This is a genomic window from Sunxiuqinia indica (assembly GCF_009847015.1).
GTDB lineage: Bacteria > Bacteroidota > Bacteroidia > Bacteroidales > Prolixibacteraceae > Sunxiuqinia > Sunxiuqinia indica.
Genome location: NZ_WVEM01000001.1, coordinates 444,043 through 462,521, shown reverse-complemented (window position 1 = coordinate 462,521; position 18,479 = coordinate 444,043). Strand labels below are relative to the sequence as shown.

The following is an 18,479-nucleotide window of genomic DNA, read 5'->3' as shown; positions in this document are numbered from 1 at the left end:
TAAAATTTAATTGTTTGTATTTTTAATTGTTTTTAAGATTATTGTTTCTGCTCCTCCATTTTCAACTTTTATTCCAAGAAAAGAAATAAGACAAAAAAGCCATTGAATAGTCATTAAACATGTCATTATTTCCGAATTAGGCCACATTTTAATGTCGTATTGGCATCTTATCTGGGTTAATGGATATGTTTCTGGCTTTTTATTCCTATTCAAATTGCAAAAACTTGTTACTTTTGCAGCACCAATTTCACAACCATGCGCATCGATATTTTAACAGTTGTTCCCGAATTATTGGAAAGTCCGTTTAACCACTCCATCATCAAAAGAGGTCGAGACAAAGGAATGGTAGAAATTTACGTGCACAACATTCGTGATTTCTCAACCGACAAGCACAAAAAAACTGACGACTATGCTTTCAGCGGTGGTGCTGGCATGGTGATGACCATTCAACCCATCGAAGCTGCGATTGAACATTTAAAATCTCAACGGGAGTACGATGAGATTATTTACACGAGCCCTGATGGAGAGCAATTTGCGCAAGGAATCGCGAATCAACTGTCACTTAAAAATAACATCATGATTCTTTGTGGGCACTACAAGGGAGTTGACCAGCGCATTCGCGATCATTTTATTACCCGGGAAATTTCAATTGGTGATTATGTGCTCACAGGAGGAGAACTGGCCGCCGCTGTTATGACGGACAGCATCGTGCGCTTAATTCCGGGGGTTATTTCGGATGAAACCTCTGCCCTCACCGACTCATTCCAGGATAATTTGCTCAGCCCTCCGGTTTATACCCGACCGGCAGATTATAAAGGACTGAAAGTTCCTGACGTACTTTTGAGTGGCAATGACAAAAAAATAAACGAGTGGAAAGAGAAACAAGCTTATGACCGCACCAAAAAGCTACGTCCGGACTTACTCGATGAAAAGAATTAACCCCGTCGGCAAATGACGTCATACGGGCAGGTTCGGCATTTTCGATCATCTTCTGTTTGTTCATAAACATTATCAGCGCCGAACATCTCACTTAATAGTTCATTTAAACTTTGCTGAAAGGGCTCTGCAATCAGCTTATAACTCAGGCGTTCGGAGCCATAAATCACTTCTGGATGAAATTCGTCATCAAAGAAATCATCAATCTTATAAATGGTAGGCAATAAATTATTTTTTCCTGTCGATCGTTGAAAAATTTCAGAATAAATCAGTGTTTGAAAAATCTCCTTCGGACGGCCTGATTTATCGCGCTGATAAAACTGTTCAACACCTTTGAAATTTAATTTCAAATTGCGACCGGTTTTATAGTCGATGATACGTACTCCGCCATCCGTTTCATCAATCCGGTCGATTGTTCCACCAAGCAGAATTTGCTTTTCACCCTCAGGCAAGTCAATGTTAAAGGGGGCTTCGTACTGTCCCTCCAACGCAACAACCTTAAAAGGAGCAAACGCCAAATCGTTCTTCAATAATTGTGTCAAGTATGTTTCCAGATGGTCTTTCACCAAAATATTTTTGCCCGATATTTTAATTTCATTAAGGTCTTTGTCTTTATAATATTCCTTTGCAAAAGCAGCTTTTACAACCTGCTCCAACTTATGTTTATTTAGCAGCAGGGCTCTTATATGATCTTTTTGCACTTCAGCGCCAACAAAATCGGCGTACAGCAACTCCATGGCATAGTGAAACAAATTTCCAAACAGCCGGGGATCAACGTCTTCCGACACTTCTTCCGATTCCTTAATAAATGCAATGTGTTTGAAATAGAACTTCAACTTGCAATCCAAATAGGTGTTTAGCGCACTGGGACTTAATTTTCTCGAACTGTAATTGTCCAATAGTTTTTGTTGGTGTTCTTTAGTGGCAGAAACCGATATCGGCGCATTTTCAGACGATTTAAAATTAAAGTCGAAATAAAACTCTTTAGGGCGAACTTCTGAATCATATTTTAGTTGAAATAAATAGCGGCTCATTTCTCCCGAGTTTAACCCATCGCTAGCGGAATTATAAACCAGCACCACTTCTTTAGCACGATGCAACAACCGATAGAAATAATAGGCATACATGGCATCGTGTTCTTCGTAGGCGGGCAAACCAAATGCTTTTCGCAAATGATATGGGATAAACGAATGAACGGGCGTAGACTTGGGCATTTTTCCTTCGTTGACCGAAAAAAGCACCACTTTCTTAAAATCCAAAATCCGAGTCTCCAGAAAACCCATCACCTGCAATCCGGTTAAGGGTTCGCCTTCAAAAGGAATTGACACCCGCTGCAAATGCAGAATAAGCAGCCGAAAAAATAATGCAAGAGACAACTTGCCAGTGCTCAGCTTTTCCAAAGTGTCGCTCAGCCGCTGAATAGCCAGGTAGGCCTGATACAAATACTCCCCTTCCAGGTTTACAGGAGCATCTTCGTGGCTGGCAAATTGCAATCCGAGTTGCCGAATAACAGCCATCGCATATTCAGCACAAGACTTCCAATCCGGCTGAGGTGTGAATATTAAGCGAAGCAATTCATTCTGTACCAAATCACTTTGACGAACATGGATCTTGTTTTTGCTTAAGATTTCAACAACCAAGTTTTTGGTTTCGGCACTGGATATTAATTGATGTTTCAACAAAGCCAATACCGGCCGATGATAGAAAGCAGTATGACCATCAAGCTTTCGGATATTTTTTTGTAAATCGATCAGTAAAGAGATTAAACTGTAAACAGGTGTGTCCTGTAAAGCGTACCCCATGGTGATATTGATTTGCTTAAACTGTGAGCCGGCGGCAGAAATAACGGGCACCAGTAAGCTTTCGTCTGATAAAACCAAGGCTGTATCGTCAAAACGATCAGCTTCAATTTCATTTTCAAACAACTCCTTATAATTAATCACCTGCGCTTGAGCCACCTGACCGGGAACAGAAACCAAGGTTATTTTCTGCTCTTTTTGCTTTCCGGCATCCAGTTCAAAGTGCTTGGGGGCTGGGAATTCAATCCGATTGCGACGGATAAAAAGCCCGGCTTCCATGATCGGATCGTTTAAGAACTGTTCGTCATAATCCCAAAAGAATAAACCTTTTTCTGCTGACTGAAAAAACTTAAACAGCTTATTTTCACATTTATTCAGGGCGTTGAAACCTACAAACACAAATTGATCGGCATCCAGTTTTTCTACTTTTTCCGCTGTCAAGCCTTCAATCAACTTACGATAAACCAAGCCTGTGTAACCGGCATTTTCCATCAATAACTCACTTCGAAAACGGTGATAAATAGCCGGCAGCTTATTCCACATAGCCATAAACTTATCCTTGTTTTCCGATCCGTCTGCTTTCCCAATATTTCCCCAAAATGCTTCAATCGCTTTCTTTTGCTCTGCACTTAAATAATCAAACCGCGTCTCAACTTCTTTTATATCTTTTATATTCTGAAACAGATCACTGGCATCCAATTGATATTTGTCGATATCATTGAAGTCGTTAAGTAGAATTTCACCCCAAAAGAAAAAATCATCCAAGGACTCATCATGCCCTGTTTCGCTGACATAAACCTGATGCAAATGCAAAATCAAGCTAATCTGGTCTGATATTTGCATTCCCGACATCCGTGCAACTAGTTCGTCGATGGTAATTGTTTCGGGGCCAATAATGGGTGATTTTACCAGTTCGTTTAAATAGGCATTAAAAAACACACTGGCGCGCCGACTTGGAAAAACCAACGCAATGCGATTTAATTCATCGCCAAAAGTACGATACAAATATTGAGCAACTTGCGTTAAAAAAGGAGTCATGAAAAATATTTTTGATAAAGATAATACTTAAATTGAGGCCTTATAAAAAGAGTTATCAACGTTCAAAATAAATCAATAAAAAATGAAAACAATACATACAAAAATTAATCCGATGAAAACATTTTTTTTATTCTTTACCCTGGCACTGATCTCAACATCAGGCATAGCACAAAGCGAGCTAAACCCACTAAATTCGACCCCGTATATTGAAGTTACCGGAGAAGGTGAAATGGAAGTTATTCCTGATCAAATTTTCCTGCATTTCACGTTAAAAGAACGGTATGATGGCAAGAAAAAACTCAACATCGAGGATTTGGAAAAGAAAATGAAACAACACCTGAAGGTGAATGATTTTGACTTGAGCAAGCTGTCGCTGGCTGATGCTGACGCTGATTATGTAACAATCAAGCGGAAAAACAAAGACGTACTCGCTTCGAAAGACTACGTACTTGAAGTAGGCACAACCAACGAATTAGCCGACACGTGGGAGATTTTGGATGAAATTGATGTCTTGAATGCATACATCGAGCGTGTTGACCACACTAAAATGGAAGCATTCAAAAAAGAAGTAAAAATAAAAGCAATACAAGCAGCGAAAGACAAGGCCAGCTATTTGCTGGAGGCCGTAGGGCAAAATGTAGGACCTGCTTTATTCATTCAGGAACGGGAGAATTATGGACAACCCTATGCAAAAAACATCAGAGTGAGAGGAATGGCTGAACTACAGGATGTAGCTGCAACCGAAGCATCAGAACCGGCAATATCTTTTCAGAAAATAAAACTGACTTACAAAGTTTTTGCACGATTTGCGATCAACTAGCACACAAATACACACACCGAGCAGCTTTTCCCAAACTCGGAAGAAGGAATTGCAAACAAAAACAGTAAAGGTCAAATTTGAATCTCAATTTGCCAGATACAACAAGGCGTTGAGCAACAGCTTTCGATAATTGGGATTTTCATAACTTGATTTGCCGTGCCCAGGTTGTATATAAATAATTCTTGATGATCGATACGTATGCTCCCAGCCTATGATTTGTGCACTCTCTGGATGATTGGTTCCTAATAGTGGGGTTACTTCGGACGACACCCAGGTGTTTCCGTATACTTCATCAAACAAGGAAAAATCTGTCAACCCAGCAGTAATCGGATGCGCAGAGGCTAGCAACTGAACGGAAATGTCGGTGTCGTGTAAATAAGTGGAAAAACCATTTGCCGGCGTTTTCGTGTATCTTTTAGAGTCATAATACCGGCCGCCCAAGATATTTTGAAACTCGTCCCAAGCTTGATAAGAAACAAGCGCATGATGTAGGAAGAGCATCGGTTTACCCTTCTCAAGTAGTTGTAAAAATGCGATCTGCTCGTTTTTCGAGATTTCCTGAAACATATCATAAAATACCAATACGTCATATTTTTCCAGACCATTTTCTAGCATCACCTGATTCGCTTTGGGCTGAGCAAGTTCCTCCCAAGCGATTTGCTCCATCGAATCAAAAAGTTCCGCAAAAGCCTCCCTATCAAAATCATGACCTCCGGTCACCATCAAAACTTGAATTTTCTGATTAAAACCAGTCAAACTAATCAGCAAAAGCACACCACCCATTACTATTTTTTTCATGGGGCTCGAAAAAGAATTAGGATGAAACCTGAAAGCACAAAAAATAAGCGAAAGAGAATGAAACAGAACACCACACACAAAATCCGCGGTTTTTAAATTTAATTTTTCGATCCGTTTCATCATTAGTTTTAATTTATCAGGATTCAAAAGTAAAAAAAATGAGTTTTAGGATTATTCTAATCAATACGTTATTAAACACTTTTCGTTCTTATCCACTATGAAATGAATCAAAAGGGAAAAGCCACGTCCACAGGGTATTTACATGATAAAAACAGACTTAAAAACATACATTATTTTCCAACCTATAATTCTTATCAAATTCAGAAAAGCAGAATGCGGAGCCACTCTGACCATGCTCTGAGAACGCGGGTTTTCAATTTCCATCAGATTTTACTTTGATTACGCAACTATTTTGACAAAATTGGTCTCTAATATTGTTAATACCTGAAATCAGAATCTACATTGAATGACAAAAGAAAGGAAACAGATAGTGAAACACCTGATTAAATGGACACTACTTGCTTTGTTCGCTTTAATTGTTGTGTTTATTACACTCTCGTTCTTCTTTGCTGAAACATTGATAAAAGATGAATTAGAAAAGCAATTCACAAAAAAAACGAATGGCGCATACTCACTGAGTTTTGAAGATTTGTCTGTTGACATCTTCAGCCAAAGCCTGTCGATTTCACATATCGGTATTCATGATAATAATTCGTCGAAAGCTGAATATTTAATAAAGGCTGATTTAATAAAAATAAATCAGGTGGGGCTTTATAAATTATTAGCTAAAAGAAAACTGAACATTAGAAAACTAAAGATTGAATCGCCTTCGTGGGAACTAAAAACAGATACGCTTCAACGAGAAACGTCAGAAGATCCATTTGCATTTATCCGAAAAATATCACCGCTTTTTAACAGGTACTTAAGAACAATTTCGATTGAAGAAATTGAGCTTTCGAATGCAGGATTCCTCTCCGATCAACTTCCCATAAACTCGGCAAACAGGTTGACTAGCCTGAATTTTAATATCGGAATTTCAAAATTTTACACTGATTCTGTTCGCATTAATAGTGAGAAGGATTTTTTTAAAGCTGATGATGTCTACTTTGGTATTGACAATTACCAAAAATCGCTGCCCGATAGCATTCACGAACTGTCTATTCAAAAGATACAATATTCGCTAAAAAATAAAGATATCGTTGGAACTGATATCCAACTTACCCCGGTTGATTCAAGCCAGGTAAAAGGAACACGCTATTATGTTGAAGTTCCAGAGATCAAAATCAAGTCTAATCAATTACGAGAGATTTTTCAGAACGACAGTGTACAGATTGACTCGTTATTCTTGATGGATGCACAAATACAAGTATTTCCATTAGAAGATGCACCAGGGATTAACCTGAAGAAAATTAAAGAGTTTGATTTGTATCAACTCGTAAAAGGCGAAATCGGGCAACTGAAGATAAAGCACTTGTCGATGAATGCCGAAAAGCTTAAAATTGAGCGAAAGAAGGAAAACAAAACCGGAATTCAGGAATTCTATGACCTTGACGTTCAATTGGACAGCTTGCTGCTTAGCGAAGATTCGTATACCGATCCGAACAGAATTCTATATTCCACAAACCTATACTTAGAGATTGATAATTACTATTTGTTGATGAATGATGAGATCCATCGATTCGACGCAACAAGTATCATCGTGTGCAGCGAAAATAGCTTTTTAAGTGCCGACCACCTCCAGCTAAAACCAAACCAAAATCCGTCAACCAAAATGACGACCGTTGACATGGAATGTGATAGCATCCGACTAATTGACATCGACCTGAAAAAATTATTTCACAAGCGGGAAATGCCACTGCAATCGATTTTGGCCTATCGGCCAACATTAATAATTAACAAGGGCGATACCAAACCCAAGACTCAAAAAGAAACAAACAGCCTGCTTTATTTTTTCATTCGTAACTACATTAAGGGAATCTATGCCAACTTGGTTGAATTCGATCAGGGAAAATTCACCATTAACGCCGAAGACAATCCGCAGCAGTCCGGCGTAATCTCATCAGATTTTTCGTTTAGGTTAACCGATTTCTCGCTGGATTCAACAAGTGCAAACAGAACCGACAAACTATTTTTCGCAACGAACATTGATTTAAATTTTTCGAACTACGAAATGAAGCTGGTTGATCAAATCCACCGATTAAAAATTGAGCAAATCAATGTGTCAACCTATCAAAACAGAGCAACTATACGAAATCTGGAATTGTCGCCCGACAAACCTAAGATGAACGCCCGATTACTCAAAAAACTAAACCGCTCACAGATTTATGATATTCGTGTCCCCTACATGCGCTTGAATAACACGAATATTCACCAGGCATTTTTCAATAAAAAACTACGAATCAATCGGTTCTCTATTGTTGAGCCCAACATTTACCTTGAAGTTTTTTCCCAACCTGAAAAACAGAACGAAAACAAATACTCGTCTCGAGAATTCTACGATCTGCTAAGTAACTATATTGAGAATATTTCAATAAAAAAAATCACCACTACCAACGGCAATATTCAACTAATTACACATAGCAAGAAAGGAAAGACGATTTCATTCAATAATAAATTTAGTCTTGAGCTTGACAACTTTGCTTTAAGTGAAGTCGAGATCGAAAAGCATAAACTGTTATTTGCCGACGACTTTGAATTGAAAATTGAAGATCATCTTTTTCAATTGTCTGACGATGTGCACTACCTGCAAGCCAAAGAAATCGGCATATCTTCAAAACAATCAGAAATATTTATTCGAAATGCGATCCTCTACCCCGACATAACGAGCAAAACCAAAGGAGATCTTCCGGTACATTTTCATATCAACATCCCCGAAATTAAGCTTCGAGGAGTTGATTTAGAAGAAGCCTATTTTAAACAGCGGCTAGCTGTCGACCAATTTGTAATACAAAAGCCAGTAATTGATTTATACCGTACAAGGGGAGCTAAGAGTCAGGTGAATTTTGAAAAAGTAGCTGTTCCACTACCAAAAGAAATGCACACACTTATCATCAAAAAGTTTGATTTAAGTAATGGTCAAATCAATGTCATTGAAACTGATCAGTTTTCCGAAAAGAAAATACTCACAGCCAGCATATCGATGCAGGGAACCAACAATAGCTTAATCAGTCCGGGAGCCAACAAGCCTGCGAACTTCAATTCTGATAATATTTCAACAACGCTAAATCAAATTACATTTAAGCCACAAAAAGGAACCGTTAACTTTTCCGCAGAACAAATAAAATTCTCGACTCACAGCCAAGAACTGGAAGTTTTAAGTTTGTTATTACGAAACAGATCTGCACTAAAAAATCAAGGGTTTCAGCAACTACTCGTTCCCAAACTGGTATTCGAGCAACTGGATATTGAGCAAGTTATAAACAACAAAATTCTTCATTTTAAATCTATTGTGGCTGAAAATCCGGTTATGACAATCAATTCAGATAAAACCAATCAGGATAAACTCAATCTTTATCAACTTAAAATTCCGGAAACAATCTCCCCTTTGATTAACCGAATTTCGGCGCAAGATATCAAACTAAACCAAGCACAACTCATTCGACTGATTGACGGAAAAATAAAAAACTATCCCAAAGCGCTGGTAAAACTAACTAATTTTGAATTAGACACAGTGGCTTCCAACGATCTACTGGGAGCAAAATCGGTTCGGCTAAATCTACAGAATTACGCATTCACAGGTCCTGACAAATACTATAATTTTCATTTGGGAGACATCAATTTTGACAATCAAGATAATCATTTGACGATATCTGACATTCAAATTATTCCGCGATACTCGAAAGCACAATTTCAGAAGACCATTTCTTTTGAGGCAGATCATTACCAAGGGGATATTGACCGGTTAACCATGCGAAACATTGATCTGAAAAGATGGTATAACCAAGGGGAATTAGTGGCTTCATCAATTATAGCCCGCGGAGGACAACTTTCAATTTATAGGGATAAAACAACTGCAGATAATCCAAACAGTAAATCGAAACTCCCGCAGGAAATGATTAAGAACATTGGCTTGCCTTTTTATATTGATTCGATAAAACTAGAGGACTACAACATATATTATACCGAACAAGCAGAAGAAATGCCTTTACCCGGGAAGGTTGAATTTGAAAAGCTAAACATCAGTGCTCATCCGGTTACCAACCTACCCGATATGCTGAATTCCAATTCAACATTAACCATAAATGCAAACGGCCTGCTAATGGGAAAAGCATTGTTGGAAACCACTATGAAATACAACATGCGGTCAGCTGAAAATAGATTTTCAGTAACCGGAAAGCTCTCTCCTTTTGATTTAACAATTTTAAACCCAGTTGTGGAGAACACCGCAGGAGTTTCAGTGAGATCGGGACAATTAGATCGTTTCGAATTTGAATTTGAAGCAAATCAGATACACGCACAAGGGATGCTCCGATTTGCCTATGACAACTTAAAAGTATCAATACTCGCAACAAAAGACGGAGACACCAGAGAAGCCAAATTTGCCAGTTTTATTGCCAACAGTTTGATGCTAAAATCAAAACATCCACGAACCCGAATTTTACTACCCGATGAAATTAGTTTTAATCGTGATCAAAAAAAATCGATTGTGAATTATTGGTGGAAATCGATCTTCAGTGGAGCCAAGAATACGTTTGGTATAAAAGAATGAAAAATAAGCTGAATTTCCATTTTAGTTTTGTTCTAAAAAAACTATTTTTACCTGCCATTTGACTAAATAATCTTACCCTAAAATTATACGGTGCGAAATATCAAGACATATTTTATTTTGAGTTGCTTTTTATTCACAGTTAGTTATGCGCTAGGTCAAGCTTCTTCAAAAAAAATTTTAGTCATCTATTCATACGATGCCACTTTTCATATTTATCAAAAATCAGAAAAAGCTATATATGATGTATTTCCGCAGTCAGACAATATTATTGATATTGAATTTCTCGATTCAAAGCGCTATCCCAATAGACAACTAAATACCAGCACCTATGAACGGATTCAGATAAAGCAACAAGAACATCGTAATTACGACGTTGTAATTGCCTGTAACGACAACGCTTTCGAATTTTGTTTGGAGTATCAAACAACGTTATTCCCGGAAATACCCATTGTTTTTTGGGGTGTAAATGATTTAGAGAAAGCATTCAACCAAGATCAAAACGAATGGGTAACAGGCATTGCTCAAAATATTTCTCTCGAAAAAACCTTGCGATTAGTGCAGAAACTACATCCAGAAAGAAATTATCTTCACGTGATTACAGATAATACGACAACAGCTATTGCCGATTTTAAAGTTTTTAAAAAAACGATTTCCTTATTTCCGAACCTGAATTACGAAACATTAAATGCCAGCAATTACACACGAGAGGAATACCGACAAAAAATACAACAAATTCCTTCCAATCAAATAATCTTTTTACTGGCCTCTTATCGACTTAAAGACGACTACCTAGCTCTTGACCAGATCGCAGAAATATTATCAACCAATTCAGATAGTCCAATTTACTATGCCTATGATATTGGGGTTGGAAGTGGATACATCGCAGGAACTACAATCTGTTATTATGAACAAATGTATTCAGCTTGTTTAATCGCAAAACAAATACTGAGCGGCACCCCTCCTCAATCTATAAGAGTAAGATTAGATGTGTCGTCAAACAGTTTTGTTGATTATAATTTGGTTAAAAAGTTTCACATCAATCCAGAGCTAATTCCTGAATCTGCGATTATCTTAAATGATCCTAATCGAGAAATCGAAATCTCGAAGGATAAATTCTATGAAATATCCAGCGTTATTGCCGGGGTGTTCGTTATTCTTTCTCTTGCTATCTTTTTTCTCAATTTTAAACGCAAACAAGAGAAACGCTATCGAATTTTTGCAGAAAATTACTTAAATATTTTTAATGAGAACCATTCAATGATGCTGCTCATTGATGCCAAATCGCAGATAATAAAAAATGCGAATAAGGCAGCTGCCAGATTTTACGGCTATTCGCAACCCCAATTAAAAGGACTGCATTTTAGCGAATTGTGTCAGTTACCACAAATCGATCTTGATGCATTTTTTATTCAGTCAGAAAAGCAGAATAGTCATTTTGAACAAAAACATCTGCTAAAAAGCGGACAAATAAAAAATGTTGAGATTCATAGTGGAAAGATTAACATCGATAAAGGTATTTACATTTATGCAATTGTACATGATATTTCGAAACGAATAAAAGCTGAACAAGAATTGATTGACGCAAAAAGGAGAGCAGAGGAAAGCGATCGACTGAAATCTTCATTTTTAGCGAATATGAGTCATGAAATCAGAACTCCAATGAATAGCATTCTGGGCTTTTCGTCACTATTGGAGATAGATAATATAGAATTGTCCACACGCAAAGAGTATATCCGGCATATTAACAATAGCGGAGAGCACTTATTGACACTAATCAACGATATTATTGACTTGAGTAAGATTGAGGCCAACCAACTGAAAATTTATAAAACCAACTGCAAAATCAACTTCATGATGGATGATTTGCAGGTCATGATTAAAAGTCAATTGGAACGTGTTGGAAAAGATATACAACTGAAACTTGACAAAGGAATTGAAGACAATAGCTTCCATATCAAGACTGATGAAGTCCGGCTGAAGCAAATCTTAATCAACCTACTAAGCAACGCCATAAAATTCACAGAATCAGGATACATTGAATTTGGCTACAAATATCGTGAGGACAGTATCTTGCAATTTTTTGTAAAGGATTCCGGGATCGGAATCCATCCTGATAAACAAAAAGACATCTTTTCAGCCTTTAAGCAAGTTGAAGAGTATTCGTCACGCACCTATGGAGGAAATGGTCTTGGGTTGTCAATCACCAAATCGCTGGTCGAAAAATTGGGTGGTCATATTTGGGTGATGTCCGAACCAGGTCAGGGTTCGCGTTTCTACTTCACTATTCCGGCTGAAAACAACCAGCTTGAACTGTAAAAGAACCTGAGTTCGAAATGAGTAAAATGATATTCTTCCGGCTTCCAGATTTTTATTAAATTGGATCGTACAGAAAACATTTGAGCGCTATGAAATACTAATGAAAAACGATTGTATTCAACCGTCTTCAATTGTTTTCATACATTTCTTATTTCAGGAAACACATTGAATCATTGAGTTTGGCTTTTACAGCTGATCCCGAAATTACGTCAAATTAGTACTCGTTGGTTGGTTTTATCTTTTTAACACGATAAGGCTTTTTATCCTGTCCTTCGTAATAAGTCCGCATCAATATTTCAGCCATAATACCAATGGTAATAAACTGAATACCTCCCATTACCAGGATCATTCCAAGAATAAGGATTGGTTTCCCCCAAATGTCGTGACCAAAAATTTTTAACATCAGCAAATAAAAATTGATCAGAAAACCCAGTCCTAAAGTTACAATACCAATTCCTCCAAAGAAGTGCATCGGTCGTTGCATGTATTTCTTTAAGAAAACCATCAAAATCAAATCACTAAATACTCGGGTTGTGCGACTCAAGTTATATTTTGATTTTCCGAACTCGCGAGCCCGGTGGTTGACATCAACCTGAGTTAGTTTTGTCGAACCTTCCAAAGCCAATAATGCCGGAATAAAACGATGAAGTTCACCGTAAATGTGTATGTTTTTAATCGCTTCGTTTGTAAACACCTTCAACGTACAGCCAAGATCTTTCATTCGGAGCCCTGTAGCCTCGCGAATTAAATAGTTAGCAATTTTACTTGGTATTTTTCGCAAGAACGCGCCATCTTTACGGTTGGCTCGAACACCGGCAACCATGTCCCACGCTTCGTCTTTTGCCATTTTCATCATCATCGGAATATCTGCCGGATCATTTTGCAAATCACCATCAATTAACGCCACATACTCACCAGAAGCGGCATCAATGCCAGCCTGCAATGCCGAACTTTGGCCATAATTCTTCTTCAACTCCAAAAGCAGAAAACGCTCATCATTAATCGCTTTAATTTCTTCCCGTGTTCGGTCGGTTGATCCATCATCTACAAAAATGGCTTCGAAATCAATATCTTTGAGGGCGGCTTTTATTTGTACGCTAAGTGGTTTGATGTTCAACTCTTCGTTGTATACACAAATGACCAAACTTAATTGCTTCATGATTCTCTGTTTAAGGATATTTTGCCTAAAATTTCGTTATTTAGCGGTGCGAAATTAAGAAAAAGGCTGAAAGTAATCTAATACAATTATCATTAAATAGCAATTTTAGCTCATGCTCAAACGATTAAATAATCCCACCCTTTACCCATGGTTCATCTTTATTTTTGCGATGGGTATTTATACCATCAATCTGGGAGGCAGCAGTATCTATATTTTAGATGAAGCCAAAAATGCCACCTGTGCGTCCGAAATGTTTGAACGTGGCGATTGGATTGTACCAACTTTTAATCAAGAATTGCGAACAGACAAGCCTCCCCTACACTACTTTTTTATGATGCTGAGTTATTCTGTTTTCGGAGTAAATGCATTTGCTGCCCGTTTTTTTTCTGCGCTGTTTGGCACACTCACTATTTTAATCAGTTTTTTATTTGTTCGGAGATTTCATTCTGAAAAACTTGCCCTATGGAGCAGCGTTATCTTGCTGGCCTCTATTCACCTCAGCATTCAATTTCATTTGGCCGTTCCTGACCCATACCTCATCTTTTTCTTTACGGCTAGTATCTTCAGTTTTTATGCCGCTATTAAGGAGAAAAGAACAATTTATATGATTCTGCTCTATGTTTCTGTCGGATTAGGCACTTTGTCAAAAGGACCGGTTGCTATTGGGTTACCCGGTTTAATCTTTCTTTTATTCCTGATTTTCAGTAAACGTTTTAACTGGAAAGCGATTAAACAACTGAAACCTTTTTTAGGTGCTTTAATTGTTGTGGCTATTGCTTTGCCCTGGTATATTCTGGTTCATCTAAAAACGAACGGACAATGGACTGAGGGGTTCTTTTTCAAACACAACCTGGGACGTTTCTCAAGCGAAATGGAAGGTCATGGAGGTATTTTTTTAATCACCATTTTATTTGTTTTAATTGGTCTTTTCCCCTTTTCAGTATTTATTGTTCAAGCATTAAAAAACGCATTTAACAATCGAAAAGATGACTTCGTATTGATTAACCTGGTTGCAGGGCTAACAGTCGTAACTTTCTTTGCCATATCGAGAACTAAGCTTCCCAACTATACTGTTCCGGCATATCCTTACTTTGCAATTTTAATTGGGCTTTGGTTAAGCAATATTGATTTGCAAAAAGCAAAGCCAAAAGTCAGTCTAATTGTACTTCTGGCGATCGGAGTTATTCTGATTCCAGCGCTGTATTTTGGTATTAAGTTCGATCCGGCACTCGCTCATCTTAACTATTTGGCTTGGTATTTTCTCCCCATCCCTATCGGTTTTATTATTGCCTATATTTTATACTACAAAGGTAAATTGAGGCAATCGCTTCAAACCATTGGCCTTGCAACTATTTTAGGCAGCTTGTGTTTTATGGTTTTCGTTTTCCCGAGAATTGATGAGGAAAATCCGGTAGCCCAAAGCCTTCATTTGCTAGCAGGAAAGGAAGTTCGTTATTTCGAAAAATTCAATCCTTCCTATTCGTTCTATTTGCAAAAAGAACTAACGGAAATTAAACCCGACCAATTCAAGCGTTTTTTGGAAGAGAATCCGGAAGGAGTAATTATTTCAACAAAAAGAAGGCTTGAAGATGTGCAACTTCCCTCGAATGCTGAAATTTCCTTCTCGGCGAGAGATATTTTCGAAACACCTACAACGGTTTTAATTACACGAAAAAACAACTAGAATATCCGTAAGTTTATTCAATGTCATTTAGTTGTTGTGAAACGATGAATGACAATACGATGAAACAATTGACGGCTTTGAAGAAGTAAATACTGATGCGGCAATCACGATCAATAAACCGACTACCCTCTACTTAAATTGAATCTGATAGACTGGTTTGTCAAACCAGGAGAATCTTTGCAAACGAAACAATCCATTTAGGACTAAAATAGCTAAAAAAGTGCTAATTATACCAAAAACAGATCCTACGTAAACATCAAGGAAAAAGTGCTGAAGAAGATAAATGCGCGAAAAACCGACCACCAGCGCAATCAGAAAAAATAGTATTCCTACTGTCCTTTTTCCAAACAGAATTGCTAAGACGCTCATAACCGAAAAAATTGTCATGGTGTGACCCGAAGGAAAGCTAAAGTGGTAATTCAACTCGGCAGTATAAATGAAGCGTTGAAAATCGTCATAATAGAAGTAGTTGAATGGACGCATCCGTTCGGAAAATACTTGTCTCTTTAAAACATTGGTGAAAATTCCGACAAATCCGAGACTAACTAAACCGGTCAGCCCGGCACGAACCTTCCAGAATAGCAACGCAACCATTAACGGAGCCGCAAAAACACCTGATCCCAAGTCGGTTATTACGCCAACTAAACGATCAAACTCCTCTTTCGAATACCGATTAACAAATAATACGACATCGCCATGTTTCGTACTTGCAAGCACCCAAATGCCAATTAGTAAAAATCCGACACATGCCCATAAAAACGAAACAATTCCTGAATTTGTAAACAGATTTTTAAATGATCTTTTTACTTCCATCGCCATAAGTAAGCCAGTTTTATGGTTTGATATTCGTAATCCTGAATTCCTGTAATATATTCAAATTTGATGGCATTTTTTTTGATATTTCGTTTTAACGACAGCGTATAAATCATCGGCTGATCTCGTTCATTCTTATAACCCGAGTACCCGCTTAAGGAATTGGTAAGATCCCAATTATCATTTTCCAGTTCTATCCCCAGGCTATACATAAATGCATCATTCTGTAAGTTATCTAAATCATTGGTTTGCCACGAATAAAATCCAAAGCTCCCAAAAGGTAATCCCTGAATATTTCCAATGAATTCAGGAATTTCCTTTGAAAAACTCAGATCAAAATAGTAGCCCGGGCTATCGGAGTAGCGCGCGGCATCGAACCGACCACCGGAAGCTGTTTTTCCGGCCATGCGAAGCATCGTATTCGGGAACTTCCGTCCTTTCACCAACTGCACATAGGTCGCAAAATACAGATCTCCAACAGCAAGTCCTTCCCCATCCCGATCACGGGCTGCACGCTCATCTCTAATCGAGTCAGACATGGAATAGTGTTCCACTATAACGCCATACAGTTCTATCGCAATTTTATCTGAAAATGGATAATAAAATCGTCCTGAGAGGTTTTGCGTTTGATCTCCGGTTCTGATATGAAAATCACTGCTAAACTCAATGGTTTTGTTTTGTTCGACTATGCCTTTTGCAACCTCCGGAACCGGCAATGCATTGGGACCCAAAAACCCAGGACTGACTGTAATAAAGCTACGCCAATTAGGCATTCCGGCCTCCCAGTCATGCAAATCGTTCCACCATCCCCAATCTTCCTGAGCATGAGATAAGCTGTAACTAAATAACAATATAAAACAAAAAATTAGTCGTTTCATTCGCATTGAATCAACGAGAAGCTAAAAATGAAAGCCCAACGTTTATTTATGATGCCAAAGATAAACAGGCAAATCGAATCGATAAGTAAAAGACAAAAAAAAAACTCCTTGAGCGGGAGTTTTTTAAATTATTATAAATTTAACTTCTTTCTTATATTTTTAGGAATCGCATCCTTGTGCACCATAATGCTCATGGTCTTATAACCGATATAAGGTTTCGATGCAAAAAAGAAACCATCGTAGTCATTGTATTCTCCCCACGAGTTCTTTACCTTATAATATATGGTTCCGTTTTGATCTTTTGCCTTACCAACAATTAGCATCCCATGATCATCAGTAGTGGAATAGTTGTCGAAAGCCTCTTGCCGAATTTCCTGAGTTATTTCCTTCTCAGGACCTGGTTTTTCTAACTTATATATTTCTTCAACTTTCTCTTTTTCCGATAGATTTTCCCACTTCGCAATTTCAGCATCATCAAAGTATACATCTTTCTCAGGAGTCATATTGCCGCTCTGCCTGTTCTTCGACAAATTACTGACCGCTGTATCTGCAGACGCTACCAACTCTTGCTCTCTCGTTTCAATCCAATCTACATCGGGAACAACAGCCACTCCCTTCTTGGAAGTACTAAATCCTTTTTCACTTACATCGGCTGCCCAGGCAACAGTATATCCAATTTCAATGGCATTATCAATAATGGCTTGCAAGTCATTCAAAGGAACGTTGTATACCTCATCCCACATCCAATTATCAGGAACCTCAATAATAAATTCAGAATAGTAAGGATGGTGAGAATATGAGCTGATTTCAACATAGTCATCCATATCAAGACCGACATACTCCTGAGCAAAACTCATGGGTGTATAAGTATTTCCTTCGTATTCAAAAGTTGTTGGAATTTCACCCAGATATGAATCCAATGTTCCTCGGATTGATTCTCGCCAGGCCATACTTAATTTCTTATTTTGATTTTCAATAACACCCTCAACCTGGCTTTTCAATAGCCGATCCATCTCGCCGTGTACATGCTTGGGCTCGCCATAATTCAAGCCATCGTAAACTGTTTCAGGTACAATCCCATATTTCTTAATCACGTGAGTAACATCATGAAACGCGCCCCCTGCAGAAAAATTTAAATTCCCATGCAGACGAACATATTTCATGGCCTTTTCATCGTAGGTATGCCACACGATAAACATCTCGGAAAGATCAACACTTGGAACGCCTTTTCTTATCATTTCAGCTTCGAGAAAACCTAAACCTGAAAACGACCAACATGTACCGGATCTGAATTGATCCTTCACTGACGTCGTTGGAATTTCTTTTACTATAGAAAAATGATAACCTTCTTTCTTCTCCTTCTCCTGGGCGCTAACCATCTCTGCAAAAAGTACAACAACTAGTGTCAGCACCACATTCAATCTAATTCTATTCATAAGTATTTTAAAATATGATCTATAATGGTTTTCAAAGATAATAAAAGATCAATTTACTGTTAAGTGATGATCGTCAACCAGCCTGTTAAAATTA

The 18,479-nt window shown here is 37.9% G+C and carries 11 protein-coding genes; 5 read left to right on the top strand and 6 right to left on the bottom strand.

Annotated elements, in window-relative coordinates; translation table 11 throughout:
* Positions 1 to 255 precede the first annotated feature (255 nt).
* A complete protein-coding gene (gene trmD / locus GR929_RS01815) occupies positions 256 to 939 on the top strand; it encodes a tRNA (guanosine(37)-N1)-methyltransferase TrmD (protein ID WP_159517201.1) in 684 nt (227 codons plus the stop codon).
* On the opposite strand, the gene GR929_RS01810 is transcribed toward trmD, so the two are convergent.
* Positions 936 to 3,773: a PD-(D/E)XK nuclease family protein gene (locus tag GR929_RS01810; protein WP_159517200.1), complete on the bottom strand. Its 2,838-nt coding sequence runs from the start codon at positions 3,771 to 3,773 to the stop codon at positions 936 to 938. The two genes, trmD and GR929_RS01810, sit on opposite strands and share 4 nt — an antisense overlap.
* Positions 3,774 to 3,885: 112 nt before the next feature.
* Between GR929_RS01810 and GR929_RS01805 the strand changes: the two genes are divergently transcribed.
* Positions 3,886 to 4,593: an SIMPL domain-containing protein gene (locus GR929_RS01805; RefSeq protein ID WP_159517199.1), complete on the top strand. Its 708-nt coding sequence runs from the start codon at positions 3,886 to 3,888 to the stop codon at positions 4,591 to 4,593.
* A gap of 84 nt (positions 4,594 to 4,677) precedes the next feature.
* Here GR929_RS01805 and GR929_RS01800 read toward each other — a convergent pair whose 3' ends face one another.
* A complete protein-coding gene (locus tag GR929_RS01800) occupies positions 4,678 to 5,391 on the bottom strand; it encodes a ThuA domain-containing protein (RefSeq protein WP_159517198.1) in 714 nt (237 codons plus the stop codon).
* A 466-nt stretch (positions 5,392 to 5,857) separates the two neighbouring features.
* Between GR929_RS01800 and GR929_RS01795 the strand changes: the two genes are divergently transcribed.
* Both GR929_RS01795 and GR929_RS01790 read left to right on the top strand, forming a co-directional pair.
* On the top strand, positions 5,858 to 10,099 hold the full coding sequence (locus GR929_RS01795) for a DUF748 domain-containing protein (protein WP_159517197.1): 4,242 nt from the start codon (positions 5,858 to 5,860) through the stop codon (positions 10,097 to 10,099).
* 90 nt (positions 10,100 to 10,189) lie between these two features.
* A complete protein-coding gene (locus tag GR929_RS01790) occupies positions 10,190 to 12,415 on the top strand; it encodes an ABC transporter substrate binding protein (protein ID WP_159517196.1) in 2,226 nt (741 codons plus the stop codon).
* 214 nt (positions 12,416 to 12,629) lie between these two features.
* On the opposite strand, the gene GR929_RS01785 is transcribed toward GR929_RS01790, so the two are convergent.
* On the bottom strand, positions 12,630 to 13,574 hold the full coding sequence (locus tag GR929_RS01785; protein ID WP_159517195.1) for a glycosyltransferase family 2 protein: 945 nt from the start codon (positions 13,572 to 13,574) through the stop codon (positions 12,630 to 12,632).
* A 112-nt stretch (positions 13,575 to 13,686) separates the two neighbouring features.
* Here GR929_RS01785 and GR929_RS01780 point away from each other — a divergent pair, with 112 nt between their 5' ends.
* Positions 13,687 to 15,258: an ArnT family glycosyltransferase gene (locus GR929_RS01780; protein ID WP_159517194.1), complete on the top strand. Its 1,572-nt coding sequence runs from the start codon at positions 13,687 to 13,689 to the stop codon at positions 15,256 to 15,258.
* A 129-nt stretch (positions 15,259 to 15,387) separates the two neighbouring features.
* On the opposite strand, the gene GR929_RS01775 is transcribed toward GR929_RS01780, so the two are convergent.
* The 3 genes from GR929_RS01775 to GR929_RS01765 all read right to left on the bottom strand — a co-directional run bounded on the left by GR929_RS01775 (position 15,388) and on the right by GR929_RS01765 (position 18,385).
* On the bottom strand, positions 15,388 to 16,077 hold the full coding sequence (locus tag GR929_RS01775) for a phosphatase PAP2 family protein (RefSeq protein ID WP_159517193.1): 690 nt from the start codon (positions 16,075 to 16,077) through the stop codon (positions 15,388 to 15,390).
* The gene (locus GR929_RS01770; RefSeq protein WP_159517192.1) at positions 16,062 to 16,949 is read right to left on the bottom strand and encodes a hypothetical protein; all 888 of its coding nucleotides are present in this window, start codon (positions 16,947 to 16,949) and stop codon (positions 16,062 to 16,064) included. Before GR929_RS01770 ends, GR929_RS01775 begins: the two co-directional genes overlap by 16 nt.
* A 131-nt stretch (positions 16,950 to 17,080) precedes the next feature.
* Positions 17,081 to 18,385: a C1 family peptidase gene (locus GR929_RS01765; RefSeq protein WP_159517191.1), complete on the bottom strand. Its 1,305-nt coding sequence runs from the start codon at positions 18,383 to 18,385 to the stop codon at positions 17,081 to 17,083.
* Positions 18,386 to 18,479: the final 94 nt, after the last annotated feature.

Bases quoted from the DNA above. Each gene is read 5' to 3' on its own strand.
- GR929_RS01780 (WP_159517194.1), top strand. From the start codon at position 13,687: ATGCTCAAACGATTAAATAATCCCACCCTTTACCCATGGTTCATCTTT.
- trmD (WP_159517201.1), top strand. From the start codon at position 256: ATGCGCATCGATATTTTAACAGTTGTTCCCGAATTATTGGAAAGTCCG.
- GR929_RS01775 (WP_159517193.1), bottom strand. From the start codon at position 16,077: ATGGCGATGGAAGTAAAAAGATCATTTAAAAATCTGTTTACAAATTCA.
- GR929_RS01810 (WP_159517200.1), bottom strand. From the start codon at position 3,773: ATGACTCCTTTTTTAACGCAAGTTGCTCAATATTTGTATCGTACTTTT.
- GR929_RS01770 (WP_159517192.1), bottom strand. From the start codon at position 16,949: ATGAAACGACTAATTTTTTGTTTTATATTGTTATTTAGTTACAGCTTA.
- GR929_RS01795 (WP_159517197.1), top strand. From the start codon at position 5,858: ATGACAAAAGAAAGGAAACAGATAGTGAAACACCTGATTAAATGGACA.
- GR929_RS01805 (WP_159517199.1), top strand. From the start codon at position 3,886: ATGAAAACATTTTTTTTATTCTTTACCCTGGCACTGATCTCAACATCA.
- GR929_RS01800 (WP_159517198.1), bottom strand. From the start codon at position 5,391: ATGAAAAAAATAGTAATGGGTGGTGTGCTTTTGCTGATTAGTTTGACT.
- GR929_RS01785 (WP_159517195.1), bottom strand. From the start codon at position 13,574: ATGAAGCAATTAAGTTTGGTCATTTGTGTATACAACGAAGAGTTGAAC.
- GR929_RS01765 (WP_159517191.1), bottom strand. From the start codon at position 18,385: ATGAATAGAATTAGATTGAATGTGGTGCTGACACTAGTTGTTGTACTT.